The sequence below is a fragment of the Citrobacter sp. A316 genome, assembly GCF_002042945.1.
GTDB classification, from domain to species: domain Bacteria; phylum Pseudomonadota; class Gammaproteobacteria; order Enterobacterales; family Enterobacteriaceae; genus Citrobacter; species Citrobacter portucalensis.
Genome location: NZ_MVFZ01000012.1, coordinates 100,561 through 125,674, shown reverse-complemented (window position 1 = coordinate 125,674; position 25,114 = coordinate 100,561). Strand labels below are relative to the sequence as shown.

25 protein-coding genes are annotated in these 25,114 nt (G+C 52.4%); 12 read left to right on the top strand and 13 right to left on the bottom strand.

What is annotated here, in order from left to right:
- Positions 1-50: 50 nt before the first annotated feature.
- The 9 genes from hycI to hycA form a co-directional block, all read right to left on the bottom strand.
- Positions 51-521 carry a hydrogenase maturation peptidase HycI gene (hycI, locus tag BZK41_RS15800; protein ID WP_003037382.1) on the bottom strand — a complete coding sequence of 157 codons (471 nt, stop codon included), beginning with the start codon at positions 519-521 and terminating at the stop codon, positions 51-53.
- Positions 514-924, bottom strand: a complete 411-nt coding sequence (locus tag BZK41_RS15795; RefSeq protein WP_003037385.1) for a formate hydrogenlyase maturation HycH family protein — start codon at positions 922-924, stop codon at positions 514-516. Before BZK41_RS15795 ends, hycI begins: the two co-directional genes overlap by 8 nt.
- Complete coding sequence (hycG, locus tag BZK41_RS15790; protein WP_003037388.1) at positions 921-1,688, bottom strand: formate hydrogenlyase subunit HycG; 768 nt, start codon at positions 1,686-1,688, stop codon at positions 921-923. The genes BZK41_RS15795 and hycG overlap by 4 nt, the downstream gene beginning before the upstream one ends.
- Entirely contained in the window at positions 1,688-2,230 is a 543-nt protein-coding gene (locus BZK41_RS15785) for a formate hydrogenlyase complex iron-sulfur subunit (RefSeq protein ID WP_032944742.1), read from the bottom strand. Before BZK41_RS15785 ends, hycG begins: the two co-directional genes overlap by 1 nt.
- Before the next feature lie 9 nt (positions 2,231-2,239).
- Entirely contained in the window at positions 2,240-3,949 is a 1,710-nt protein-coding gene (gene hycE, locus BZK41_RS15780) for a formate hydrogenlyase subunit HycE (RefSeq protein WP_003037393.1), read from the bottom strand.
- A gap of 17 nt (positions 3,950-3,966) precedes the next feature.
- On the bottom strand, positions 3,967-4,890 hold the full coding sequence (locus tag BZK41_RS15775; RefSeq protein WP_079938764.1) for a respiratory chain complex I subunit 1 family protein: 924 nt from the start codon (positions 4,888-4,890) through the stop codon (positions 3,967-3,969).
- Between the two features lie 2 nt (positions 4,891-4,892).
- Entirely contained in the window at positions 4,893-6,719 is a 1,827-nt protein-coding gene (hycC, locus tag BZK41_RS15770) for a formate hydrogenlyase subunit 3 (RefSeq protein WP_079938763.1), read from the bottom strand.
- Complete coding sequence (gene hycB / locus BZK41_RS15765) at positions 6,716-7,327, bottom strand: formate hydrogenlyase subunit HycB (protein ID WP_079938762.1); 612 nt, start codon at positions 7,325-7,327, stop codon at positions 6,716-6,718. The genes hycC and hycB overlap by 4 nt, the downstream gene beginning before the upstream one ends.
- 143 nt (positions 7,328-7,470) lie before the next feature.
- Complete coding sequence (hycA, locus tag BZK41_RS15760) at positions 7,471-7,929, bottom strand: formate hydrogenlyase regulator HycA (protein ID WP_008785633.1); 459 nt, start codon at positions 7,927-7,929, stop codon at positions 7,471-7,473.
- 198 nt (positions 7,930-8,127) lie between these two features.
- Between hycA and hypA the strand changes: the two genes are divergently transcribed.
- From hypA to BZK41_RS15725, 7 genes are all read left to right on the top strand, one after another.
- On the top strand, positions 8,128-8,499 hold the full coding sequence (hypA, locus tag BZK41_RS15755; protein WP_003825904.1) for a hydrogenase maturation nickel metallochaperone HypA: 372 nt from the start codon (positions 8,128-8,130) through the stop codon (positions 8,497-8,499).
- Positions 8,500-8,602: 103 nt separating this feature from the next.
- Positions 8,603-9,475, top strand: coding sequence for a hydrogenase nickel incorporation protein HypB (gene hypB / locus BZK41_RS15750; protein ID WP_003037409.1), 873 nt, complete (start codon positions 8,603-8,605; stop codon positions 9,473-9,475).
- Positions 9,466-9,738: a hydrogenase 3 maturation protein HypC gene (hypC, locus tag BZK41_RS15745; protein ID WP_003037411.1), complete on the top strand. Its 273-nt coding sequence runs from the start codon at positions 9,466-9,468 to the stop codon at positions 9,736-9,738. Before hypB ends, hypC begins: the two co-directional genes overlap by 10 nt.
- Positions 9,739-10,860 (top strand): hydrogenase formation protein HypD, encoded by a 1,122-nt coding sequence (gene hypD, locus BZK41_RS15740; protein ID WP_038633106.1) that lies wholly within the window; start codon positions 9,739-9,741, stop codon positions 10,858-10,860.
- Positions 10,857-11,867: a hydrogenase expression/formation protein HypE gene (gene hypE / locus BZK41_RS15735; protein WP_079938761.1), complete on the top strand. Its 1,011-nt coding sequence runs from the start codon at positions 10,857-10,859 to the stop codon at positions 11,865-11,867. Before hypD ends, hypE begins: the two co-directional genes overlap by 4 nt.
- 219 nt (positions 11,868-12,086) lie before the next feature.
- The gene (gene flhA, locus BZK41_RS15730) at positions 12,087-14,165 is read left to right on the top strand and encodes a formate hydrogenlyase transcriptional activator FlhA (protein WP_032944751.1); all 2,079 of its coding nucleotides are present in this window, start codon (positions 12,087-12,089) and stop codon (positions 14,163-14,165) included.
- Positions 14,166-14,209: 44 nt separating this feature from the next.
- Complete coding sequence (locus BZK41_RS15725; RefSeq protein WP_003825890.1) at positions 14,210-14,638, top strand: TOBE domain-containing protein; 429 nt, start codon at positions 14,210-14,212, stop codon at positions 14,636-14,638.
- Between the two features lie 122 nt (positions 14,639-14,760).
- Here the strand turns inward: BZK41_RS15725 and BZK41_RS15720 are convergent, their stop codons facing one another.
- The 3 genes from BZK41_RS15720 to dcuC all read right to left on the bottom strand — a co-directional run bounded on the left by BZK41_RS15720 (position 14,761) and on the right by dcuC (position 18,305).
- Positions 14,761-15,105, bottom strand: coding sequence for a nitrous oxide-stimulated promoter family protein (locus tag BZK41_RS15720; RefSeq protein WP_003825888.1), 345 nt, complete (start codon positions 15,103-15,105; stop codon positions 14,761-14,763).
- An 86-nt stretch (positions 15,106-15,191) separates the two neighbouring features.
- Entirely contained in the window at positions 15,192-16,886 is a 1,695-nt protein-coding gene (locus tag BZK41_RS15715; RefSeq protein WP_079938760.1) for an NAD-dependent malic enzyme, read from the bottom strand.
- Between the two features lie 51 nt (positions 16,887-16,937).
- Positions 16,938-18,305, bottom strand: a complete 1,368-nt coding sequence (gene dcuC, locus BZK41_RS15710; protein ID WP_079938759.1) for a C4-dicarboxylate transporter DcuC — start codon at positions 18,303-18,305, stop codon at positions 16,938-16,940.
- 353 nt (positions 18,306-18,658) lie between these two features.
- Between dcuC and BZK41_RS15705 the strand changes: the two genes are divergently transcribed.
- Entirely contained in the window at positions 18,659-19,552 is an 894-nt protein-coding gene (locus tag BZK41_RS15705; RefSeq protein WP_079938758.1) for a MurR/RpiR family transcriptional regulator, read from the top strand.
- A 46-nt stretch (positions 19,553-19,598) separates the two neighbouring features.
- Here BZK41_RS15705 and BZK41_RS15700 read toward each other — a convergent pair whose 3' ends face one another.
- Entirely contained in the window at positions 19,599-20,969 is a 1,371-nt protein-coding gene (locus tag BZK41_RS15700; RefSeq protein WP_079938757.1) for an adenylosuccinate lyase family protein, read from the bottom strand.
- 406 nt (positions 20,970-21,375) lie between these two features.
- Between BZK41_RS15700 and BZK41_RS15695 the strand changes: the two genes are divergently transcribed.
- The 4 genes from BZK41_RS15695 to sitB all read left to right on the top strand — a co-directional run bounded on the left by BZK41_RS15695 (position 21,376) and on the right by sitB (position 25,112).
- Positions 21,376-22,416 carry a porin gene (locus BZK41_RS15695; RefSeq protein WP_032944758.1) on the top strand — a complete coding sequence of 347 codons (1,041 nt, stop codon included), beginning with the start codon at positions 21,376-21,378 and terminating at the stop codon, positions 22,414-22,416.
- Between the two features lie 10 nt (positions 22,417-22,426).
- Positions 22,427-23,200, top strand: coding sequence for a DUF4886 domain-containing protein (locus BZK41_RS15690; RefSeq protein WP_079938756.1), 774 nt, complete (start codon positions 22,427-22,429; stop codon positions 23,198-23,200).
- A gap of 182 nt (positions 23,201-23,382) precedes the next feature.
- Positions 23,383-24,300, top strand: coding sequence for a metal ABC transporter substrate-binding protein (locus BZK41_RS15685; RefSeq protein ID WP_079938755.1), 918 nt, complete (start codon positions 23,383-23,385; stop codon positions 24,298-24,300).
- The gene (sitB, locus tag BZK41_RS15680; protein WP_003825870.1) at positions 24,297-25,112 is read left to right on the top strand and encodes an iron/manganese ABC transporter ATP-binding protein SitB; all 816 of its coding nucleotides are present in this window, start codon (positions 24,297-24,299) and stop codon (positions 25,110-25,112) included. The genes BZK41_RS15685 and sitB overlap by 4 nt, the downstream gene beginning before the upstream one ends.
- Positions 25,113-25,114: the final 2 nt, after the last annotated feature.

Here is a 25,114-nt window from a genome sequence, read left to right as displayed (position 1 = left end):
TACACTGGGAAAACAGGCCGGATGTCGTTCACATCCGGCACTGATACGGTTTACTCTTCTGGCGCTTCCAGCTCGGAGAATCCACCGTGTCCTTCCCAACCGGCTAATCGCTGATAGACGGTATCAACCGCGTCTTTGATCGGCTGTGTCATCGGGTAGTAAAAACCGACGATGTCCGGTTGAATGCCGAGGAAAATCACCTCACCAACATCGTCTTTCAACTGATCGACCAGGTAGTTCAGCGGCATGTTATGGGTCGTCATCATGAACATCTCGGCAATATCATCGGGATCGATAATGCGGATTTCACCTGGGTTCAGCCCCATATCGGTGGCATCAACAATCAACAAACGCTGCGGACGCAGTTCGCGGATGGCAACAATATCATTCTCCGGCGCGCTACCGCCGTCGATGACAACCCAGTTGCCTTGAGGATTTGCAGCACACATTTCAGCCAGCAGCGGGCCCGCGCCGTCATCGCCCATCATGCTGTTACCCACACATAATAAAACGTCAGTCACGGTGTCTCCTCACCATCAGATAGATGGCGCTTTCCTGGTGTATGTCGTGCAGCATGCTAAGCATCAGCTTGCTCCACTCCTGCTGCTGCGGGGTCTGCACGGCACGCGCATCATCGAACGCGCGCGCCAGCATTTGCACATGGTTGAAATCGATAACGATCTCGCCGTATTTCGGCACGCCTTCCATTTTCCGGCGTGCTTCGCTTCCCTCAGCAAGGGTAGCAATCCATGCCAGATATTCGTCCCATGGACAAGTTAACGCCGCTTCCAGGCAATCGATGATCCCAAGGTGGTGACCAATCGCCAGGCTGTAATAGACAACCTGCTGCGCCTCCGCGGGCGTCGCATCGTTCTCATCAATAAACTTACGGCTCAGTTGACTGAACACCACCGTTTCACTCATCGGATACGCGCCTCTTCGACAACATGGTTAAGATGCGTGACGATCTCGGTCAGACGCGGATCGTTTTCCGCTTCCAGCCAGCGCGCCACCTGATGCTCGCCCTGCCCTAACTGCGTCATATAGTCATCAGCAATCTGGCGACCGTAGCGGTATCCCGCCAGACGGCGAGCCTCGCGATCCACCTTCACACGCAACGGCTGAACCATATCCGGATGCAGAATTTCCGCCGGCTGTTCGTCCAGTTCACCCGGTGCACGCGCGTGAATTTTTTGTTCCAGCAGACCCAGCGCCATGGCAAAACCGTACAACGTTGCCGCTGGCGTCGGCGGACAGCCTGGAATATACACGTCCACCGGTACGATTTTGTCCGTGCCGCCCCATACGCAGTATAAGTCGTGGAAGATACCGCCGCTGTTACCGCAAGCACCGTAAGAGATACAAATTTTCGGATCTGGCGCAGACTGCCAGGCGCGCAGCGCCGGAGAGCGCATGGCACGGGTTACCGCGCCGGTAAACAGCAGAATATCCGCATGGCGCGGTGACGGTACGACTTTGATGCCAAAACGTTCGGCATCAAACAGCGGAGAAAGCGTTGCAAAGATTTCGATTTCGCAACCGTTGCAGCCGCCGCAGTCCACACGGTAAACGTACGCTGAACGCTTGATGCTTTTCAGCAGCGACGCTTTCATGCTGGCAATGGATTCATCCACCGTCATCGGTACCGGAATACCGTTGGCGTCACGTGGGCCTAATAAATTGCTCATCAGCTGGCCTCTTTCATATGGCGAGTCAGTTCAATACGGTCAGATGGCACCAGACATTTCTGGCGCTTACAGTCCGGGCAGGTCTCAAAGCTTTCACGGTGATTTTCCGCGCGGGTATCACCGTTGTGCTTAAGCAGCGCAATGGCGTAATCAATCTCTTTTTGCACCGCAAAAGGACGGTTACATACGCGGCAATTACACAGCGCAAAGCGCGACTGCTGCAGGAAATCATCTTTCTTCCACACCGCCAGCTCATACTCCTGCGACAGCTTGATCGCCGCTGTCGGGCAGACTTCTTCGCAGCGGGCGCAGAAGATGCAGCGACCGAGGTTGAACTGCCACGCCAGCTCATTGGTGACCAGATCGGTTTCCACCGTCAACGCGTTCGACGGGCACGCATTCACACAGGCCGCGCAGCCGATGCACTGCTGCGGATTATGTTCCGGTTTGCCACGGAAGTTTTTATCGACCGCAATCGGCTCCAGCGGATACGACGACGTCGGCGCCCCGGTTTTGATGACTTTTTTGATAAAGGTAAACATGGCGATTCCTTATTTCAGCGGCGAGTTTTTACGCTCGATGCTGTAGCGCTCAAGTTCTTTGTACGGCACGACTTTGCTCTTCTTCTTACGCACATCGACCACGGTCATACGGTCAGTACAGGAGTAGCAAGGATCGAGGCTACCGATAATCAGCGGGGCATCGGAAACGGTATTGCCACGCAGCATGTAGCGCAGCGTCGGCCAGTTGGCGTAGGTCGCCGCACGGCAGCGCCAGCGATACAGTTTCTGGTTGTCGCCGGTCATGCTCCAGTGGATGTCATCTCCACGCGGCGCTTCAGCAAAGCCCAGTGCGAAACGGTGAGGAATATAGGTAAAGCCTTCCACCATCAGCGGGCCGCCCGGCAGGTTATCCAGACCAAAGTCGATCATATTCAGCGCGGTGTAGACTTCATTGATACGGACTTTCAGACGAGAAATCACATCGCAGCCCTGCTCGCTGTGAACTTCCATCGGCAGCAGGCCATAACCGACAAACGGGTGATCGGCGCGGGTGTCACGCGCGTGGCCGCTGGCGCGAACCATAGGACCGACGTTACTGAAGTCACGGGCAATTTCCGGATCCAGACGACCAATACCAACGGTACGCTGTTCCATGTTCGGCGTGCTGAGCAGCATATCGACCAGTTCCTGCACGTCACGACGCATCTGCTGCGCCAGTTGACGGGTCTGGATCATATCTTCTTTCAGCAGGTCACGACGAATACCGCCGATCAGGTTCAGACCGTAAGTTTTACGCGCCCCAGTGAGGATTTCCGCCATCTTCATGGACGTTTCACGCACGCGGAAGAACTGCATAAAGCCGGAATCAAAACCGGTGAAGTGACAGGCCAGGCCGAGGTTCAGCAGGTGCGAGTGCAGACGCTCAACTTCCAGCAGAATGGCGCGGATCATCTGCGCACGTTCCGGCACCACGATGCCCATCGCATTCTCAACGGAGGTGGTATAAGCGGTGCTGTGCGCAAAGCCGCAGATGCCGCACACGCGATCCGACAGGAACGTTACTTCGTTGTAACCCATACGGGTTTCCGCCAGTTTCTCCATGCCGCGGTGGACATAGAACAGACGGTAGTCGGCGTCGATAATGTTCTCGCCATCAACGAACAGGCGGAAGTGACCGGGTTCATCGGAGGTGACGTGCAACGGGCCAATCGGCACCACGTTATTTTTCTTGTCGCCCAGTTCGTTGATGAATTCGTAGGTTTCAGCATCGGTAGTCGGCGCCGGGCGCTGACGATAATCCATGCTGTCTTTACGCAGCGGATAGAGTTCGTCTGGCCAGTCATCCGGCAGTACCAGACGACGTTCATCCGGTAAACCAACCGGGATCAAACCATACATATCGCGCACTTCACGCTCGCCCCACACCGCAGCAGGAACGCGCGGCGTGACGGACGGGAACTCCAGCTTATTGGCATCGACTTCAACGCGGACGGTTATCCAGCATTTGGTGCCCTGCTCCATCGACATCACGTAATAAACGGCGTAATGCCCACACAGCTGACGTTCGTCGTTACCAAACAGCACGGATAACCAGCCGCCCTGTTTGTAGTACAGGAACTCAACCACTTCCGGCAGGTAGTTCACCTTGACGGTGATCGTCAGCTGATCTTTGGTCTGCCAGGCTTCATCCAGCACCACGCCCGGAAAGGCCTGATGCAGCGCAGCGAGATATTGTTGACCTAATTTTTCTTCAGACATGCTCAAACTCTCTTAAATCACGCCACCAGCAAGGAGACGAACGCTAAAAACGCAAACCCAAAACCGGCCCAGGTCACGCGTGAAGTGGCGCAAAAACGCAGACGCGCCATGCTGTTTTCGAACAGGGCGATGACCAGCACACCGAGGACCAGCTTGACGACGGCAATCACCAGCGCCAGCAGCAGTCCACCGACGTTGAAGGTTTCCATCTGTCCCCACGGCAGGAACACGCCAACGAACATTTGCAGAACGACCAACTGTTTGAGGCTAATGCCCCACTTCAGCACGGCAAAACCGCTGCCGCTGTATTCAGTCAATGGACCTTCCTGCAGCTCCTGCTCTGCTTCCGCCAGATCGAATGGCAGTTTGCCCATTTCGATAAAGGTGGCAAAAGCACAGGCGCACAGTGCCAGAATCAGCGGAATGCTGCGCGCAGCAGGCCAGTGGTAAATGGTATCGGCGATATTGCTGATATGGGTTGAACCCGCAACCTGTGCCGCTACCCACAGCCCCAGCAGCAGGATAGGTTCAACCAGCACGCCGAGCATCGCTTCACGGCTGGCGCCAATGGCGGTAAACGGGCTACCGGTATCCAGTCCCGCGATAGAGAAGAAGAAGCGGGCGATGGCGAACAGGTAAATTAAGGTGATCAGATCGCCCAGTTGTGGCAGCGGCGAGCCAACGGTCACTACCGGTAACGCAGTGGCGATAGTCAGCATCACGCCCACCATCACAAACGGCGTCAGGCGGAAAACCCAGCTGGAATCCGCAGGGGCAATGCTCTGACGACCCAGTAGTTTGATAATGTCGCGGTATTCCTGCAAAACGCCCGGACCGCGGCGATTGTGCAAACGCGCACGCGCCACGCGGGTAATACCGGACAGCAGCGGCGCAACGGCAAACAGCACCAGCGCCTGAATTAACGGATATAAAACACTCATTCTCAGGCTCCTCGTGAAACCACAATCACCACCAGCACCGCCAGCTCAATCAGCGCCAGGCGACGGAACAGCACCGGTGCAGCCGCATTCTGCCAGCCCGGAACCAGTGATACCGGGTTCAGCCATTTACGCAGTTTGAGTACCGGGGCAAAGGCTTCTTTCACCGGCATGGCAAAACCGTGCGCGGTAATCACCATTGACTGCTCGTGATCGTAACCACACACCCACGCCGCACCACGTGAACGCGACGGCAGACGGTTGCCTTTGAAAATGGCCATGATGATGAACGGCAGCAGCGGACACGCGATCAGCAGCAGCGTGATCATTGGCTGAGAAACGGTGGTGTTCGCGGTTTCCAACGGCAGCGGAACGGCAGAGGAGATCATCGGCAGCAGCCACGGCGCAGCAACGCCGCCAATCACGCAGCAGATAGCCAGCGCGACGACGCTCACCCCCATCAGGATTGGCGCGCAGCAGGCATTTTCAGCTTCCTTCGTGCGCGGTGCGCCAAGGAACGTAACGCCATAGACTTTCGCCATACACATCACCGCCAGCGCGCCGGTAATTGCCAGCCCTACCGCCAGCAACGGTCCTAACAGGCTACCGACAAATGCGCCGCTATTGCCGAGCTTAAAGAAGGATTGGTAGATAACCCACTCACCGGCAAAACCGTTCAGCGGCGGCAGTGCGGCCATCGCCATCAGTCCAACCAGCATCGCCAGAGAGATAACCGGCATACGTTTACCGATACCGCCCAGTTTTTCGATATCACGATGACCGGTACGGAACCAGATACTGCCAGCGCCCAGGAACAGAACGCTTTTGAACAGGCTGTGGTTTACCAGGTGGTACAGACCGCCGGTCAAACCCAGCGCGATCAGCGCAGGTTGATTCAGGGATATTCCGGTCACGCCAGCGCCCAGACCCAGCAAAATAATGCCGATGTTTTCCAGCGTGTGGTACGCCAGCAGGCGCTGGATATTGTGTTCCATCAGCGCATACAGACCGCCAACAAACGCGGTGATCATGCCCAGCACCAGCAGCGTAATCCCCCACCACAGCGGCGCGTTACCGCCCAGCAACGACAGGGAGAGAATACCCAGCAGACCAACCTTCATGACGACGGTAGAGAACAGCGCCGCAGCCGGTGCGCTGGCATTGGCGTGTGCCTGTGGCACCCAACCGTGCAGCGGAATGATCCCGGCAAGCAGGCCAAAACCCGCCACGCCCAACATCCAGATGTCAGAGCCAAGCGGCAATTCCTGAGTACGCAGGTCAAGCAGACGCAACTCCAGGGTGCCGTAACGCTGCCACACCAGATAGCAGGCAATAGCCAGCAGCAGCGTACCAATACGTCCCAGCGCAAACCACAGCTTGCCCTCTTTACTGCATCCGGTGAGGAACACGGCACACAGCGCCATGATTTCAGCCATCACCACCAGCGTACCGAGGTTGCTGGCAACCACTGCACATACCGCCGCGGCCATCAGCAGATTCACCAGCAGGCCGTTAGCTTTCACCTGCGGATGACGATGCCAGTCAATGTTGTACAGGCTGACAAACAGGCCACACAGGCCCAGCGTAATCAGCCAGATAGCGTTCAGCGGCGTCACTTGCAGACTGTGGCCGATAAACGGCATCACGCCGCTAATCGCCAGCGCATTAGTCAGAACGGTAAAACCAGCGGCTGCCGTACACAGGCTGCCGACTGCACCGCCAACCCCAGCAATCCAGCCGCTCAGCGATTTATGAAATGAAAACAGAAATGCCAGAACCGCAGCGGCTGTAAACCAGGCCACGCCGCTGTTAATCAGTGAAATTGCGCTCATTTTGCATCTCCACTCTGAGCCTGCTGAAACAAGGTGAGATCGCCGAAATCGGTATTGAAAGTCAGCTCACGCTTACGTTTGCTGGCGCGGGCGATATCCATGTTGCTCACCAGGTGCAGGGCTTTGGTCGGACACATGCGCACGCAGGCCGGACCTTGCTCGTCAAAACTACACAGATCGCATTTCACCGCGATGGCACGAATGCCGGGAACCCAGTCCAGTAGTGTGCTTACGCGAGCAGGCGCTGGCGGAGCCGGGGGGGCTTTTGGCGTATTGGCATTTGCCGGAATGTGTAGCGGACGGCTACCGGAAAACTCTATCGCACCAAACGGACAAGCGATCCCGCACAGTTTGCAGCTTACGCACAGGCTTTCGTTCAGCTGTACGGCACCGTCAACGCGGTTAATGGCATTAACCGGACATACGTTGGCGCAAGGCGCATCTTCACACTGGTGGCAAAGCTGCGGTGCGGATTCTTTTTCATTTAACATCACTTTCAGGCGCGGCATTGACTGCAGGCCATGCTGGCGATGTGTCTCTGAGCAGGCGGCTTCACAGGTGTGGCAGCCAATACAAAGAGTGGAGTCAGCAATTACAAAACGATTCACCAGGCATTCCTCAGGTGATAGTCATTTTTGACGAAAACATGTCTACCAAATGTCATTTCGACATTTTTCGACATGCCCATTCCCTAAAACGTCGTGACGCAATATGTATGAAGCATCATGACAAAGTGGGCAGCACCCGAGGCTTAAGCCGGGCTATGTCCCTCAACCAGCTGGCTTAAATTCACCGGCATATTGTTCTCAACCGCGGTGTACAGGCTGTCGTAAACGGTGGCGATTTTTTCGAGATAGTGCTCCAGCACCTGCTCGCGATCGCGGTTGCTAATACGCTCATCGACCTTACCGTCGATAGTCAATTCAGCCTGTGCAATCAGTTGCTTATCATCACCGTCTTTCGTTTCAACGTAGTATTCGATGGTATGGCTGTTGAAGCCGTCCGCCAGCGTGACGTAGATAGTGAAGTGTTCAAAAAGGACGAAGCAGAGATCCTTGTCCGGTGCGCAGCTCATCGCATGATGCAAACGCGCTTTTGACAGGGTGATCCCCTGAACCAGCGAGTTGCAGTAAATACGCCACTGGTCCTGTAGGCGACGATGCCGTTCAGCGATGTAATCGGCTTTTTCGCTTATTTCCCAAATAGTCATGTCAGGTTACCCGTTTAGCAGAGATGAACAGCTTTAAGCACATTTCATGCCAAAATTAAATTACTTAATTTTCATATAGATAAAAAATCAAAGGCAGGTGACGACATGTCATTTCGTCATCGTCGTCATTGTCACGAATGAAAAAATTCAACCTGGCATGCTTATTGCTTTTAATACGGCAACTTCACAGGAGGCGGTATGCACGAAATAACCCTCTGCCAACGGGCACTGGAATTGATTGAACAACAGGCCACGCAACACGGTGCTCAGCGAGTAACTGGGGTCTGGCTCAAAATTGGCGCATTTTCTTGCGTAGAAACCAGCGCTCTCTCCTTTTGTTTTGATCTGGTATGCCGCGGGACCCTTGCAGAAGGTTGTAAACTCCACCTCGAAGAACAAGAAGCCGAATGTTGGTGCGAATCTTGTCAGCAATACGTCACGTTACTGACGCAACGCGTGCGCCGATGTCCGCAATGCAACAGCGATATGCTGAGAATTGTGGCCGATGACGGCTTACAGATTCGACGTATTGAAATAGATGAAACTCCAGCGCCGGATGGCGACGCTTAAGCGTCTTATCCAGCCTACAGAAACAGCTCGTTTGTAGGCCGGATAAGGCAACGCAGCCATCCGGCAACAGATGTATCGCAAGTAAAAAGATCAGGAGTGAGCGATGTGTACGACATGTGGTTGCGCTGAAGGCAACCTATATATAGAGGGTGATGAGCATAATCCCCACTCGGCGTTTCGCAGCGCGCCATTTGCCCCGGCGGCTCGTCCGGCGCTGAATATTACCGGTGTGAAGACCTCAAATTTCACACCGAGCCAGACCGAAGAAGGCGATTTGCACTACGGTCACGGTGAGGCAGGAACCCACGCACCAGGTATGAGCCAACGCCGTATGCTGGAAGTGGAAATTGACGTACTGGACAAAAACAACCGCCTCGCCGAGCGCAACCGTGCCCGCTTTGCGGCCCGTCAGCATCTGGTGCTGAATCTTGTTTCAAGCCCGGGCTCCGGTAAAACTACGCTGCTGACCGAAACGCTGATGAAGCTGAAAGATAGCGTGCCGTGCGCCGTTATTGAAGGTGACCAGCAGACGGTGAACGATGCCGCCCGTATTCGCGCCACAGGCACCCCCGCCATCCAGGTGAACACCGGTAAAGGTTGCCACCTTGACGCGCAAATGATCGCTGACGCCGCGCCGCGTTTGCCGCTTGATGACAACGGTATTCTGTTTATTGAAAACGTCGGTAACCTGGTCTGCCCGGCCAGCTTCGACCTCGGCGAGCGCCATAAAGTGGCGGTGCTTTCAGTAACCGAAGGTGAAGACAAACCGCTGAAATACCCGCATATGTTTGCCGCTGCATCGCTGATGCTGCTCAACAAAGTGGACCTGCTGCCGTACCTCAATTTTGACGTTGAAAAATGCATCGCCAGCGCCCGGGAAGTGAACCCGGGAATTGAGATTATCCTGATTTCCGCCACCAGCGGTGAAGGGATGGATCAATGGCTCTCCTGGCTGGAGACGCAGCGATGTGCATAGGTGTTCCGGGTCAAATCCGCACCATTGATGGCAACCAGGCCAAAGTCGACGTTTGCGGTATTCAGCGCGACGTCGACCTGACGCTGGTCGGTAGCTGTGATGAACATGGTCAACCACGCCTCGGCCAGTGGGTACTGGTCCACGTCGGTTTTGCCATGAGCATCATTAATGAAGCTGAAGCGCGCGATACGCTCGACGCGCTGCAAAACATGTTTGACGTTGAGCCGGATGTCGGCGCGTTGCTGTACGGCGAGGAAAAATAAATGCGTTTTGTTGACGAATACCGCGCACCAGAGCAGGTGATGCAGTTGATAGAGCACCTGCGTGAACGTGCAGCACTCCTCCCCTACACGGCGGAACGTCCGCTGCGCATCATGGAAGTTTGTGGTGGTCATACCCACGCTATCTTCAAATTCGGCCTCGACCAGTTGTTACCGGAAAACGTGGAATTTATTCATGGTCCGGGTTGCCCGGTTTGCGTTCTGCCGATGGGTAGAATCGACAGCTGTGTAGAAATCGCCAGCCATCCAGAAGTGATTTTCTGCACCTTTGGCGATGCGATGCGCGTCCCGGGTAAACAAGGCTCCCTGCTGCAAGCCAAGGCGCGCGGTGCGGATATCCGCATTGTCTATTCACCGATGGATGCACTGAAACTAGCGCAGGAAAACCCAACGCGTAAGGTGGTGTTCTTTGGTCTGGGTTTTGAAACCACAATGCCAACGACCGCTATCACCCTGCAACAGGCAAAGCAGCGTGACGTGCAGAACTTTTACTTTTTCTGCCAGCACATCACGCTTATCCCTACGCTGCGCAGCCTGCTGGAACAGCCGGACAACGGTATCGACGCCTTTTTAGCGCCGGGCCACGTCAGCATGGTAATTGGCACCGACGCCTATAACTTCATTGCTTCAGATTTCCATCGCCCGTTGGTGGTCGCTGGTTTTGAACCGCTCGATCTCCTGCAAGGCGTGGTGATGTTAATTGAACAGAAAATTGCAGCCCAAAGCCAGGTAGAAAACCAGTACCGCCGCGTGGTACCGGATGCCGGTAACGCGTTAGCGCAACAGGCCATTGCCGAGGTGTTCTGCGTCAATGGCGACAGCGAATGGCGCGGTCTGGGCGTTATCGAATCCTCTGGCGTTCACCTGACGCCGGACTATCAGCGCTTTGATGCCGAAGCACATTTCCAGCCAGCGCCGCAGCAGGTGTATGACGATCCGCGCGCGCGTTGTGGGGAAGTGCTGACGGGCAGATGTAAACCACATCAGTGCCCGTTATTTGGCAAAACGTGTAACCCGGAGACCGCGTTTGGCGCCCTGATGGTCTCCTCAGAAGGTGCATGTGCCGCCTGGTATCAGTATCGTCAGCAGGAGTGTGAAGCATGAGCAGCGTACAACTCGCCCACGGTAGCGGCGGTCAGGCTATGCAGCAGTTGATCAACAGTCTGTTTATGGAAGCTTTCGCGAATCCATGGCTGGCGGAACAAGAAGATCAGGCGCGTCTGGAACTGGCACAACTGGTGGCAGAAGGCGACCGTCTGGCGTTTTCAACCGACAGCTACGTTATCGATCCGTTGTTCTTCCCCGGCGGAAATATCGGCAAGCTGGCCATCTGTGGTACGGCTAACGATGTGGCGGTCAGCGGGGCTATTCCGCGCTACCTCTCCTGCGGTTTTATCCTCGAAGAGGGTCTGCCGATGGAAACGCTGAAAACCGTTGTTAACAGCATGGCGGCAACCGCGCGCGAAGCAGGCATCGCCATCGTGACCGGCGATACCAAAGTCGTGCAACGTGGTGCTGCAGACAAGCTGTTCATTAACACTGCCGGAATGGGGGCAATACCCGCCAACATTCACTGGGGCGCACAGACTCTCAGCGTGGGTGATGTGCTGCTGGTAAGTGGCTCTCTTGGCGATCACGGCGCAACCATCCTTAACCTACGCGAGCAATTGGGTCTTGATGGCGAACTGGTCAGCGACTGTGCGGTGTTAACGCCACTTATCCAGACGCTGCGTGATATTCCTGGCGTGAAGGCGCTGCGTGACGCTACTCGCGGCGGCGTGAATGCGGTAACGCATGAATTTGCCGCTTCATGCGGATTTGGTATTGAGCTGTCTGAAGCAGCCCTGCCCGTGAAGCCTGCGGTGCGTGGCGTATGCGAGCTGCTGGGTCTGGATGCGCTCAACTTTGCTAACGAAGGCAAACTGGTGATTGCCGTTGAACGCCAGGCCGCTGAAACCGTACTTGCCGCGCTGCGCGCGCATCCGTTAGGCTGCGATGCCGCAATGATTGGTGAAGTGGTCGAACGCAAAGGTGTTCGTCTTGCCGGACTCTACGGCGTGAAACGAACCCTCGATTTACCACACGCCGAACCATTACCTCGTATATGCTAGCAGCCGGTTGGCAGCATGCTGTAGCCGGATAAGACGCATTTGCGTCGATATCCGGCGTTAATGCTGCATTATCGCCTGATACCGCTTTGCCGATCGGGCCAACGGATTGTATATCCTGGCCAGTTCAGGGCAGGCCATCCGGCAATAATTTACGACTTATACCTATAATTCATTTACCGTTTTCGCACCGTTCTGCGGTGCTTTCCCTGGAAAAGCAATATGTCGTATACACCGATGAGTGACCTCGGACAGCAAGGCCTGTTCGATATTACTCGTACATTATTACAGCAGCCCGATCTCCCGTCTCTTAGTGAGGCGCTTTCGCAGCTGGTCAAGCGTTCAGCGCTGGCCGACTGCGCGGCTATTGTCTTATGGCAGGCACAAACGCAACGTGCGCGTTATTTTGCAACGCGTGAAAATGGTAAACCCATCGATTATGAAGACGAAACGGTGCTGGCACATGGTCCGGTACGCCGTATTTTGTCTCGCCCCGATGCGTTGCACTGCAACTATCATGAGTTCACGGAAACCTGGCCACAGTTGGCTTCAGGTGGACTGTATTCTGAATTTGGCCACTACTGCCTGCTGCCGCTGGCGGCAGATGGGCGCATCTTTGGCGGTTGCGAATTCATCCGTAACGAAGATCGTCCGTGGAGTGAAAAAGAATATAACCGTCTACAGACCTTCACTCAGATAGTCGGCGTCGTTGCTGAACAAATTCAAAGCAGAGTCAGCAACAACGTCGATTACGATCTGCTGTGTCGTGAGCGTGACAACTTTCGTATCCTGGTCGCCATCACCAATGCCGTGCTCTCCCGGCTGGATATTGATGAGCTGGTCAGCGAAGTCGCCAAAGAGATCCACCACTACTTCGACATCGATGCCATCAGTATCGTGTTACGCAGCGATCGCAAAAATAAACTCAGTATCTATTCCACTCACTATCTGGATGAACATCATCCGGCACACGAACAGAGTGAAGTGGACGAAGCGGGCACGCTCTCTGAACGGGTCTTCAAAAGCAAAGAGATGCTGCTGATTAACCTGAGCGAGCGTGACATCCTTGCCCCTTATGAACGCATGCTGTTCGAAACCTGGGGCAACCAGTTACAAACCCTGTGCCTGCTACCGTTGATGTCCGGCAATACTATGCTCGGCGTACTCAAGCTGGCACAGTGCGAAGAGAAAGTGTTCACTACCGCCAACCTCAAGCTATTGCGCCAAATCGCCGAGCGTGTGGCAATTGCCGTGGATAACGCGCTTGCCTACCAGGAGATTCACCGCCTGAAGGAACGTCTGGTCGATGAAAACCTGGCGTTGACTGAACAACTCAACAACGTAGAGAGTGAGTTCGGTGAAATCATCGGTCGCAGCGAAGCGATGTACAGCGTACTCAAGCAGGTCGAAATGGTGGCGCAAAGCGACAGCACCGTCTTGATTCTGGGTGAGACCGGAACAGGTAAAGAGCTGATCGCACGGGCTATTCACAACCTGAGCGGACGTAACGCCCGTCGGATGGTGAAAATGAACTGCGCGGCAATGCCTGCCGGATTACTGGAAAGCGATCTTTTCGGTCATGAGCGTGGCGCATTTACCGGTGCCAGCACGCAGCGGATTGGTCGTTTCGAGCTGGCAGATAAAAGTTCGCTGTTCCTCGATGAAGTTGGCGATATGCCTCTGGAGCTTCAGCCTAAGCTACTGCGCGTACTGCAAGAGCAGGAGTTTGAACGCCTGGGCAGTAATAAGCTGATCCAGACCGACGTGCGCCTGATCGCCGCTACCAACCGCGATCTGAAGAAGATGGTTGCCGATCGCGAATTTCGTAACGATCTGTACTACCGGCTGAACGTCTTCCCGATCCATCTGCCGCCGCTGCGTGAGCGCCCGGAAGATATTCCGCTGCTGGTAAAAGCCTTCACCTTTAAAATTGCTCGTCGGATGGGACGCAATATCGACAGTATTCCTGCCGAGGCTCTGCGCACGCTGAGCTGTATGGAATGGCCGGGTAACGTGCGTGAGCTGGAAAACGTGGTAGAACGTGCGGTTCTGCTCACCCGGGGCAACGTACTGCAACTGTCCCTTCCGGATATTGCCCCTTTGACGCCGTCTACGCCTCCGGTGGCAACCGAAGTCGCGCAGGACGGCGAAGATGAATACCAGTTGATTATGCGCGTATTGAAAGAAACCAACGGTGTGGTTGCCGGTCCCAAAGGCGCGGCACAAAGGCTGGGGCTGAAACGTACAACGTTACTCTCACGCATGAAGCGATTGGGTATTGATAAGGATGCGCTGGTTTAGTAAGTGCGGCTATACTGGGTCATATCTCAACGAAAGGAGGCAGTATGGCGGTATCAGCACGCAATCAATTAACCGGTACGGTGAGCGCAGTCGCTACGGGTGCAGTGAATGATGAAGTTGAACTGACGCTGGCTGGCGGCGCGAAACTGGTCGCTATTGTAACCCATAGCAGCCAGCAGGCGCTGGGTCTGGCGAAAGGGAAAGAAGCAATTGCCCTGATTAAAGCGCCATGGGTGACGCTGGCAACTGAAGACTGCGGTCTGAAGTTCTCTGCCCGCAACCAGTTTGCTGGCAGTGTTTCCCAGGTCACCGAAGGCGCAGTCAACGCCACGGTACATATCAAAACTGACGCAGGCTTTGAGATTGTTGCCGTCGTCACCAATGAAAGTCAGCAAGAAATGAAACTGAGCCAGGGAAGCCGCGTTGTTGCGCTGATCAAAGCCTCAGCTATTCTGATTGCCACCAAAGCGTAATCGCCATTCGGTACCGGATAGTTAATGCCCGATGGCGCTACGCTTATCGGGCCTACGCAACAATGCACTTGCTCTTGTAGGCCGGATAAGGCATCGCCGCCATCCGGCACAAAATTACCAGATTACTTCTTGCGCTGATATTTCTCAGGTAATTCCGGCACCGGACGTTTGTCATCAATCAGATGACGCACGGTCAGGATCGGGTGACGCCAGAGCATTCTCGGCCCAGCCCAACGCATGATTTGCTTCATCTCTTCGCGTTTAGCCGGCTGATAACAGTGTACCGGGCACTGTTTACAGGCCGGTTTTTCCTCACCAAACACGCACTTGTCCAGACGCTTTTGCGCATAGGCAAACAACGCATCGTAATGCCCCGGTTCGTCTGAAGCCTGCGGGCACTGGCTCTCATAGAGCGAAATCATTCTCTGGATCGTCATTTTTTCACGTGCAATACGTTTGCCGGACATGATGCCTCCATAGTTAAGTTGCATAAATAATACACCTTAATCATGAAGGCAACCAAGACCCGAGTACCGCTTACTCGTCACAACGGCTAAATTGCCCTGCGTTTATAAGGACGGTAGTGCGGTAACCAAAAGTTATCTTTGATGCTTTGCAACAGCGCGTCGTCGCTCATCTTCTCTGCCACGCTCGACTGCTGCGCTGCCTTACCGACCTCAAAGGCAATGCTGCGGGTCACCTCGCAGATTGTCCCAATCTCCGGCAACAGAGCGCCTTCCCCGTTACGCACTAACGGGGAAGCATCGGCCAGCGCACGGCTTGCCGCCATCAGCATAGCCTCTGTTACGCGTGTCGCGCCGCTGGCGATAGCCCCCAGACCGATGGCCGGGAAAACATACACGTTATTGCACTGCGCCACCGGAATGGAGCGTCCATTAAATTCAATCACACCGCAGGGACTGCCGGTCGCGATGATGGCCTGCCCCTCGGTCCAGCGAATGATATCTTCTGGTCGCGCTTCCATTCTCGAAGTGGGATTCGACAACGGCATAACGATCGGGCGCTCGCAGTATTGGTACATCGTGCTAATGACCTCCTGCGAGAACAATCCAGCCTGACCCGACACCCCCAGCATCACCGTGGGTTTGGCATTATGGATCACCTCCAATAATGACGGTGCCAGCCCCTCATACTGCCAGTCAGATACGGCCTCGGGAGACTGCGTCAGCGGCTGCTGGAAATCAGCTAAAGCATTATTGGTGGTCATCACCAGACCGTCGCGATCCACCATAAAAATGGTCCGTCTGGCTTCGGCGTCGCTCATTCCTTCACTGATGCGGCAGGCAATAATATGCCGGGCGATCCCACATCCTGCAGCCCCTGCCCCCACAATTACGATTGATTGCTGACGGAAGTCACGACCGCTGCCCCGGCAGGCAGCAACCAGAGTCGCCAGAGCCACCGACGCCGTGCCCTGAATATCATCGTTAAAACAGCACAGCTCATCGCGATAACGGTCCAGCAGCGGCACCGCGGTATGCTGGGCAAAATCTTCAAACTGCAGCAGAACGTTAGGCCAGCGCCGTTTTACGGCAGCAATAAACATTCCAATAAATGCGAAATAGTCTTCACCAGTTATGCGCGGATGACGCCAGCCGATATAGCGCGGGTCGTCCAGCAGTCGCGCATTATTCGTGCCGACATCCAGTAAAATAGGTAGCGTATTCGCCGGATTTACCCCGCCACAGACGGTATAGAGAGAAAGTTTCCCGATAGGAATCCCCATGCCGCCAACGCCCTGGTCGCCCAGCCCCAGAATGCGCTCGCCATCGGTGACGACGATGACCTTGATATCGTGCCGTGGAATATCATGCAAAATATCGTCAATACGATCGCGATCGGGCCAGGAGATAAAGACACCGCGTGCACGACGATAAATCCACGAGAATTTTTCACAGGCAGCCCCGACTACCGGGGTATAAACGATGGGCAGCATCTCTGGAAGATGCTTTTTCAACAGGTAATAAAATAACGTTTCGTTAGTATCCTGGATATTACGCAGGTAAATATGTCGAGCGTTGTGGGATTCAGCCTCAAGATATTGTTGATACGCCCGTTCGGCTTGTTCATCAATATTCTCAATGGCGCAAGGCAGTAGCCCACTCAGGTTAAAGTCATGCCTTTCTTGCTGCGTGAAGCTGCTTCCCTTATTTAATAATGGAGATTCAAGCAGTAACTTCCCCGTAAACGGGACGTATAAAACATCGTTTGTCACGTTGCCATCCATAAATTACAACCAGATAAAAAATAAGAGCCTGCATTTGCAGGCTCTCGGGATTCAAATCAGGACATAGTTGGCAACCAGCATCGCCGCGATACCGGCCAGCGCTGGAAGCAGCGTTCTTCTGACGATCATAAACGGTGAACATTCTCCTGCTTTACTCACCGCAATAATGATTCCAGCCACTGGGGACATTGAGCGCCCCATTCCCGCCATTAACTGCATAGGCAGGATCATATTGACGGCGCTCTCACCAAATTTTGCCGCAATGGAGGGGGCCAGGCCGGAGAAGGAGAAAAAGGCGGCAACGCCAGAGCCCGTCAGGACGGCGGTTACGCCCACCAGCGCGGTCATCACCAGGGTCATGCTGGTAAAGCCCAGTCCTGCGTTTTGCACAGACTGTAACAGGTAGTCCACCGCGCCAATTTTCTGCAGCCCCTGGGCATAGATATCAGCACACACCAGCAAGGAAACGATGCTGGTAAACATGCTGCCCATTCCTTTGAAAAAGACCTGTATCCCTTTGCAGCAGCTTTTGAAATCTCGGGTAGCCACCAGTTCAAAGAAAAATGCGACGACAGCGCCAAGGATCATCGCCGTGACCACGTCTATTTTGATGGACTTGATAACCAAAGGGCTAAAGACCAGCACTAGTACGACAGGCAGGACGGGTAACAGCGCGTAAATAGCGGGTACCTTTCGGCCTTCTTCTTCCGCTTGCGCCACGCTTTGCGCCCCCGGTACGAAGCCATCTTTTTTGTCGAAATACTTCGCGCTGAAGTAAATCACCACCGCCACGGCCAGCATCACCACCACCGCCACCGGCATCTGGTAATGCGCAAAGTAGATAGCACTTTCCATGCCAGCATGTTTAGCCGCCAGATTCGCCGTACCTACCGCGGGCCCTAGATCCATAAACGCGCACAGACCAATCATCGCGGCCGCAGAGGCTTTACTGACCCCCAGACGAACCAGAACCGGGAAGAATGTCACCAGCAGCAACATCGCCAGTCCCGCCGCACTTGAAATTGCCACATGCAGAAGCTGTGCGCAGATATACCCCAGCGCGAGGATCAGATAAGGCGCTTTAATTACCTGCAGCGGACGAATGCACATATTGACCATCGCATTCGACGCTTTAATGTGATCCATATAGCTGGCAAATCCACCCGCAGCCATGATGATAAGACCAATACCAGCAATTTGTGTGGTAAGCGATTCCTTTGCAAAGCTAAAGATATCCAACCAGGTTGACCCAGTGGATTTCGCTTTATCATAGAGAATACTGTTTTCAGGATAAAACAGTACGGTAATGGTCAATAATGCCAGTCCAGCGAGTAATAAAACAGTTTGCGGCTGATAATTTTTCACAATTAACCATGCAGCAATAACTGTTATCACTATTGCTATAATAAACGCCGTCATAATAACAATTCCTATGCCATACAAATCTGGTAGGGTTACCCGTCATATCATCATATCTTATGTAGGATTGTAAAAAACCACACCCATATATAAGCAGCAATAATATGTCCGTAAATTTATCGTATTACATACTCAAATATTAAGATTTAATTGTAATGGGTTATGTGGCTGTAAAATATGGGAAAGGTGTTTTCCCACCCCTTTTTGTGAGTAAGATCGCAACTCATCTGAATACGATTGTACCTTCCAAAGAAGGCCGGATACGGGTTTCCAACATATTCATTCTATGATTGACGTCGAAAGCGTATTACCCTATAACAACGTTGATATACAACAGCCATCGGGTGTTATCTATGTACAAAAAAAATACATTAAGTCTGGATGAGTATAACTCACTTACTCTTAATATGGGTGATCTGACTGAATCTGAGTGCCGACTTAATGAGTATATTAATAAACACTTCAATGAACTTCCCTATCATGGCATTGTTGATCTCTCACAAAATGCGATGGTAAGTAAAGCAACTATTGGCCGATTTTTAAATAAAATTGGGTTTACGGGTTATGCTGCTTTCCGCAAAGCATTAGACATTACTCTGTCAAAAAATAAAATATCTGCACCTTTTGAGAAAAACATCAAACTACGTAACAATCCTTGCATCACAACCGAAACTATCGTTACTGATTTCACCCATAAAGTATCAGAATTATTTAATCAATTTAAAAATAATATCGATATTGAAAGTCTTAATGCGTTTATCGATCTGGTACTGAACAATCAGCGTCATATTTATGTCGTCGGCCCGTCATCATCTCATGCAATGGCGACACATTTTTGTACACTGTTAAAGTACTTTCGCAGTGACATCACTCTGTTACCGACGGACATCAGCGAACTCCCCAAATGTCTCATCAATATTGAGGAAGAGGATGTCCTGATCGTGTTCTCCTACTATCGATTTAATCGGGTTGCCCTCAATATTGCAAAGTGGTTCAGAAAAAAGAATGCCGTCGTGGTACTGGTTACCAATTCAGAAGCGAACCCTTACGGTAAATTCTGCGATCTGCAGTTTGTTCTTCCCAGCGACGTACAGTCCATTTTTCAAAGCCGTATACTCGGCTTCTTTTTTATCGAACTCATATTGCATCTGGCTTATGAGAAAGGAGATAACGAGGGGAATTTTGCACAACTGGAGGAATTATTTGTCTTTTTCGAAACGTTTTCTGCATCAGCACACAACACTTAGCACCGCCAGCCGCCAGGAGAGTTATCCCTCCCGGCAGCAAGACGAATCAGGCAATCTCTACCGTTTTCACGCGATCGAACTCAGCTAAAGTTTCAGCGATTAGCGCGTCGTTAGCCCCGATATATGACAGCGGCTCGCAGGCGGCGGTAATTTCCTCTACAGACAATGATGCGCGGATTTCCGGGCTAGCCTGCACGATCTCCATGAAGCTGTGCTCTCCAGTAGCATGCTTTAGCAGGTTTTTCACTAAGTTATAGGCGGACTCTCTGCCGATTTTGGCGGCAAGTTTCATCGTCAGTGATTCCGACATAATAAAGTGCTTCGAGCAATCGAAATTAGCACGCATCTTCTCTTCATTAATGATGAGATGCGAAAGCAGATTCTTTGCGCGTGTCAGGCTGGTCGATAAAGCATTAGAGGCCTCCGGGAGGATTGTCCAGTTTAATACCCTCATTGAGGCGGCTCGCACATCCTGTTGATCCAGCATGGCCGGAGCGCCAGACGCATACATCCATCCCATCCTTGCCAGCGTTTGCATCATGTTACTGGCGCGCGGATTAACTTTGTGCGGCATCGTGCTCGACCCTCCACCACCTTCTCCCTCAAGCACTTCAGCAATCGGCGTGCGTCCCATTGTTTCGACATCGTTGGCCAGACGACACAGCGTGCCGTGAACAAGGGCAAAAAACTGCACAACTTCAACAACCGAATCCTGGCTGGCATTATTAATGCCGCAGGGTACGTTCAGACCCAGTGCCAACATCAGTCGTTCACGCGTTTCCATTCCCTGCTCGCCTACGGAGGCCAAATTACCTACCGCGCCGCCAAAGAGCCCGGTTACAGCTCGCGGGTACAGCTGCTGAAGTCTTATCAGATGGCGGTTAATCTCTGCCAGATAACTGCAAACATGCAACCCCCATGTTGTCGCAGAGGCATCCACCGAATTGGTGCGTGCAACCATCACCGTTCGGGTATGACGTATTGCCATCGCTTTCATCACTTCGCCAACATCGAGCAATTGCTCGCGCAGCAGCTGCAACGTTTGTTGCAGTCTCATCGCCATGCCAGAGTCCAGCAGGTCCTGGGTAGTACATCCCCAGTGCAGATACTGACTTACTAACGGTGTACCGCAAGCAGAGATCTGATCGATCAGCGGTTTTATCGCCATACCAACCGTCTGTGTTTCCTGTGCAAGGGCTGGCCAATCTATCCGTATTTCCCTGCACGTTTTTTCAATTTCGACGGCGGCTTGCGCAGGGATAATCCCCAGCTCACCTTGCACGCGAGCGACTGTTGCCTCAAATCGCAACCAACACCGCAGCAGATTGTCGTCAGACCATATTTCCCGCATCCGACCTTGGGTGAACAATGAAGAATAAAGATCAGAATCAAATACCGTTGTTTGCTTACCGAACATACAGCGCCTCTCCGGCCAATGAATGCGTCATAATCGAAAATGTGATTAATCAATTTTGCAGGATCTGTTTTCCAGATTATAGGGGAAAATAGTATTCCCACCCAAAAAACGGCAATGAGAATACAATATTCCCATTTTCAGTTTTTTCACCAAGTAGAAATGCGATGTACTTCACAGTAATTTGTGAATTACATTTTAAGTAGGCGTAATATTTCATAAAAAACGCGCATTAAATATAAGAACCATTAATACAACAGTGGAATTAGTGATATTTATGCGTGAATAATCACATTTCATCACGAGAAAAAATAATTCCCATACCGCTAACATTCCTTTTCCACAAACAATCACCCCGCTGTGAACTTTATTTTATGGTCAGGAAACTAATGTTGGTTTGAGGGATGACATGAAGCTAAAAAACTATTCACTAATATTACTAATGGGTATGAGTTCCTCGGCGTTCGCCTTAAACGTCTATAATAAGGATGGAAATACTCTGGATATCTATGGCCGCGTTGAGGGTAAAATTGCGAGTGGCCAGAATTCATTTGCTGGCAGTGAAAGCCGAAGCGATCTGGGTGGCCGTGTAGGTATTTACCTCACCCGAGATCTGGATCTTCTGCCAGATACCAAAATCGTGGGTCGCCTGGAATGGCAGGTGCGTACCGAAAAAAATGATAACAATACCGGTGAAAGCGATATGGAGGCCCGCTATTCCTATGTCGGTCTGTCAAATAAAACATGGGGTGAACTGATCACCGGGAGAACCAAAAACCCGTTGTATCAGGTTATGAAAATGACCGATAAGTACAAAAATTTCACCCCTAATATCTATAGCTATGGCATTACAACCATTGATGATTCGTACCAGTTCAACCGACAGGATGGTACCGTACAGTGGAACGCCAAATTTGCCGGAAATGAAATTCAGTTGGCATGGGTTTCCGGTAATGGCAACAGCGATAACGAAGCCCTGGATTACGGCGCGATGGCCAGCTATCGCAAGTCTTTCAAATTTGGTGATTTTAGAATTACACCAGCACTCGCGGCCAGTCGTTACAAACGACAGGATGGCGTAGTGACCACCGATGGGCGTAATCAAAACGATCAAATTATGGGAGGATTACAACTCAGCTATAAAGCCTATGAAGTCGCGGTAACCGCATTGCGTACTTCTATTTCTCGCGATAACAAAAGTGATAATAATTATAAAGGGATGGATTCACTCATTTCCTACAATTTTGGCACCGTCAAGGTTCTCACCGGATATAGTTTTTTAAATGAAGATGGTAAAGATATTGCGGAAAAAGAAGACTGGCGTGCTGAAGCACAATTAACATTGGCTGAAGATACGTGGTTATCATTTACTTACGATAAAGAATTCGCCAGTAAGAACAAAAAAACCAATGATGATGCGCTCATCGTTGGACTTCGTTATGATTTCTAAGAGATAACCGATGAAAAAGATAACTTTGCTTGCCACAGCAACGGCCCTGGCGCTGAGCAGTATCTGCGCTCACGCGGATACGTTATTAGCGCCTTCCGCACATGCAAAAATGGATGGCGAGAATAAAATCGTCGCGCTTTATGGTAACTCGTTCACGTTCTATAACAATAATATCAATACCCGATTACGGGATTTGACGCAGTCTTTACTGCCTGACCATGCCAAAGGCTATAAATATCGGGGGATCACGATTTCCAGCGGTCATTTAGGCTGGCAGATTGAGAATATGCGCTACCAGAATACGTTACAGAAATGGGATGTGGTGGTGCTACAGGGAAACTCCACAGAAACGATTTCAAAGAAAGAAAGCACCCGACAAAACTTCGTTGACTCTGCCACCCAAATGGCCGACATGGCACATAAAGCGGGTGCAAAAGTTGTCTATTTCATGACCTGGCCGAAGAAAGCTAAACCCGAAGACAGCCAAAAACTGGCGGACGCTTATATCTCGATTGCGCAGAAAACGGGGGGATATGTGGCTCCGGTAGGTCTTGCATTCGAGAAAGCGCGCAAGACCCATCCGGAAATCAACCTGTATTATCATGATGGTGTCCACCCTTCTATTTCTGGAACGTATCTTGCAGCCTGCGTATTCTTCGCCACCCTGTATAACCAGTCTCCGGTCGGCGGCGCGCTTCCTGTTGATACAGACATGACCCCTGCCACAGCCAAAGCGTTACAACAGGTAGCATGGGAAACCGTCACTGAGTTCCAAAAGTCATAATCACCGGGTTATTCATCCCCTTCACGCCGGCAATCGTACCGGCGTGAAACACATTATCCCCCATCTATTCCTTAGCACCCTACGCAAATAAGAATTATTTTCATTTGTTTATGCCATGTGCTATATAACATAGCAAAGGCTATATTCGATGATAAATTAACCACCTTGTTGAGAGGGATACTATGCCGCATCTGCCCCATCTGAAGTCATTTCTCCTTGCCAGCGCGTTAACAGCGCTGACGCTGTCACCCGCCTGGGCGAAAGAAAAATTCAAAGTGGTAACCACCTTTACGGTGATTGCCGATATGGCAAGCAATGTGGCAGGTGACGCGGCGGACGTTAGTTCTATCACCAAACCGGGGGCTGAAATTCACGAATATCAACCTACCCCAGGCGATATTAAACGGGCGCAAGGCGCACAGCTTATTCTCTCCAACGGTCTTAACCTCGAACTATGGTTTGCCCGCTTCTACCAAAATTTGTCCGGCGTACCGGAAGTGATGGTCTCAAACGGCGTGCAGCCAATGGGCATCAGCGAAGGGCCATACAACGGTAAACCAAACCCGCATGCCTGGATGTCAGCGGAGAACGCGCTTATCTATGTGGATAATATTCGCGATGCGCTGATCAAATACGATCCGGACAATGCCGCAACCTACCAGAAAAATGCACAGAATTATAAAGCGAAAATCCAGCAGACCCTGGCGCCACTGCATACAGAACTGGCAAAACTCCCTGCTGATAAACGCTGGCTTGTCACCAGCGAAGGCGCATTCTCTTATTTAGCTCGTGATAACAATCTCAAGGAGCTGTATCTGTGGCCGATCAATGCTGATCAGCAAGGCACACCCAAGCAGGTACGCAAGGTGATCGATGCGATCAGAGAGCATCATATCCCAACGGTATTTAGCGAAAGCACCGTGTCCGACAAACCAGCGCGTCAGGTTGCCCGTGAGTCTGGCGCGTATTACGGCGGCGTGCTGTATGTCGATTCGCTCAGCGCTGTCGATGGTCCGGTGCCTACCTATCTGGATTTACTGCGCGTCACCACGCAAACCATTGTTAACGGCATCAACAAGGGTCTGGAGAGCCAACCATGAGTCACTCTGCGATTACCGTAAATCAGGTTACGGTGACGTATCGCAACGGTCATACCGCATTGCGGGACGCCACTTTTCAGGTTCCGGGCGGCTCAATTGCCGCTCTGGTCGGCGTAAACGGTTCGGGAAAATCAACGCTTTTTAAAGCGCTGATGGGGTTTGTCCGCCTGGCGCAGGGGGAAATCTCAATTCTGCAACAGCCGGTTAATAAGGCGCTTAAACAGAATCTGATTGCCTATGTTCCTCAGTCAGAAGAGGTGGACTGGTCGTTTCCGGTACTGGTGGAAGATGTGGTGATGATGGGACGCTTTGGCCATATGGGCTGGCTGCGTCGACCAAAACAAATTGACCACGCCTGCGTGGATGCGGCACTGGCGCGGGTTGATATGCTGGACTATCGCCATCGTCAGATAGGTGAACTATCCGGTGGGCAGAAAAAGCGTGTTTTTCTGGCAAGGGCCATCGCACAGGACGGACAGGTTATTTTACTGGATGAACCCTTCACCGGCGTGGATGTAAAAACCGAGGCCCGGATCATCGACCTGCTGCGTGAACTGCGTGATGAGGGTCGAACCATGCTGGTCTCTACCCATAATTTGGGATCCGTCACCGAGTTTTGTGATTACACGGTGATGATTAAGGGCACGGTGCTGGCAAGTGGACCAACCGAAACCACCTTTACACCCGAGAATCTCGAACTGGCATTCAGCGGCGTGCTGCGTCATGTTGCATTGAGCGGCGGTGAACAGCACGTGATTACCGATGATGAACGCCCGTTTATTTCGCGACGCACGGCAAACGAGGGGGAATAACC

Bases quoted from the DNA above. Each gene is read 5' to 3' on its own strand.
- BZK41_RS15795 (WP_003037385.1), bottom strand. From the start codon at position 924: ATGAGTGAAACGGTGGTGTTCAGTCAACTGAGCCGTAAGTTTATTGAT.
- hycG (WP_003037388.1), bottom strand. From the start codon at position 1,688: ATGAGCAATTTATTAGGCCCACGTGACGCCAACGGTATTCCGGTACCG.
- BZK41_RS15785 (WP_032944742.1), bottom strand. From the start codon at position 2,230: ATGTTTACCTTTATCAAAAAAGTCATCAAAACCGGGGCGCCGACGTCG.
- hycE (WP_003037393.1), bottom strand. From the start codon at position 3,949: ATGTCTGAAGAAAAATTAGGTCAACAATATCTCGCTGCGCTGCATCAG.
- BZK41_RS15775 (WP_079938764.1), bottom strand. From the start codon at position 4,890: ATGAGTGTTTTATATCCGTTAATTCAGGCGCTGGTGCTGTTTGCCGTT.
- hycC (WP_079938763.1), bottom strand. From the start codon at position 6,719: ATGAGCGCAATTTCACTGATTAACAGCGGCGTGGCCTGGTTTACAGCC.
- hycA (WP_008785633.1), bottom strand. From the start codon at position 7,929: ATGACTATTTGGGAAATAAGCGAAAAAGCCGATTACATCGCTGAACGG.
- hypA (WP_003825904.1), top strand. From the start codon at position 8,128: ATGCACGAAATAACCCTCTGCCAACGGGCACTGGAATTGATTGAACAA.
- hypB (WP_003037409.1), top strand. From the start codon at position 8,603: ATGTGTACGACATGTGGTTGCGCTGAAGGCAACCTATATATAGAGGGT.
- hypC (WP_003037411.1), top strand. From the start codon at position 9,466: ATGTGCATAGGTGTTCCGGGTCAAATCCGCACCATTGATGGCAACCAG.
- hypD (WP_038633106.1), top strand. From the start codon at position 9,739: ATGCGTTTTGTTGACGAATACCGCGCACCAGAGCAGGTGATGCAGTTG.
- hypE (WP_079938761.1), top strand. From the start codon at position 10,857: ATGAGCAGCGTACAACTCGCCCACGGTAGCGGCGGTCAGGCTATGCAG.
- flhA (WP_032944751.1), top strand. From the start codon at position 12,087: ATGTCGTATACACCGATGAGTGACCTCGGACAGCAAGGCCTGTTCGAT.
- BZK41_RS15725 (WP_003825890.1), top strand. From the start codon at position 14,210: ATGGCGGTATCAGCACGCAATCAATTAACCGGTACGGTGAGCGCAGTC.
- BZK41_RS15720 (WP_003825888.1), bottom strand. From the start codon at position 15,105: ATGTCCGGCAAACGTATTGCACGTGAAAAAATGACGATCCAGAGAATG.
- BZK41_RS15715 (WP_079938760.1), bottom strand. From the start codon at position 16,886: ATGGATGGCAACGTGACAAACGATGTTTTATACGTCCCGTTTACGGGG.
- dcuC (WP_079938759.1), bottom strand. From the start codon at position 18,305: ATGACGGCGTTTATTATAGCAATAGTGATAACAGTTATTGCTGCATGG.
- BZK41_RS15705 (WP_079938758.1), top strand. From the start codon at position 18,659: ATGTACAAAAAAAATACATTAAGTCTGGATGAGTATAACTCACTTACT.
- BZK41_RS15700 (WP_079938757.1), bottom strand. From the start codon at position 20,969: ATGTTCGGTAAGCAAACAACGGTATTTGATTCTGATCTTTATTCTTCA.
- BZK41_RS15695 (WP_032944758.1), top strand. From the start codon at position 21,376: ATGAAGCTAAAAAACTATTCACTAATATTACTAATGGGTATGAGTTCC.
- BZK41_RS15690 (WP_079938756.1), top strand. From the start codon at position 22,427: ATGAAAAAGATAACTTTGCTTGCCACAGCAACGGCCCTGGCGCTGAGC.
- BZK41_RS15685 (WP_079938755.1), top strand. From the start codon at position 23,383: ATGCCGCATCTGCCCCATCTGAAGTCATTTCTCCTTGCCAGCGCGTTA.
- sitB (WP_003825870.1), top strand. From the start codon at position 24,297: ATGAGTCACTCTGCGATTACCGTAAATCAGGTTACGGTGACGTATCGC.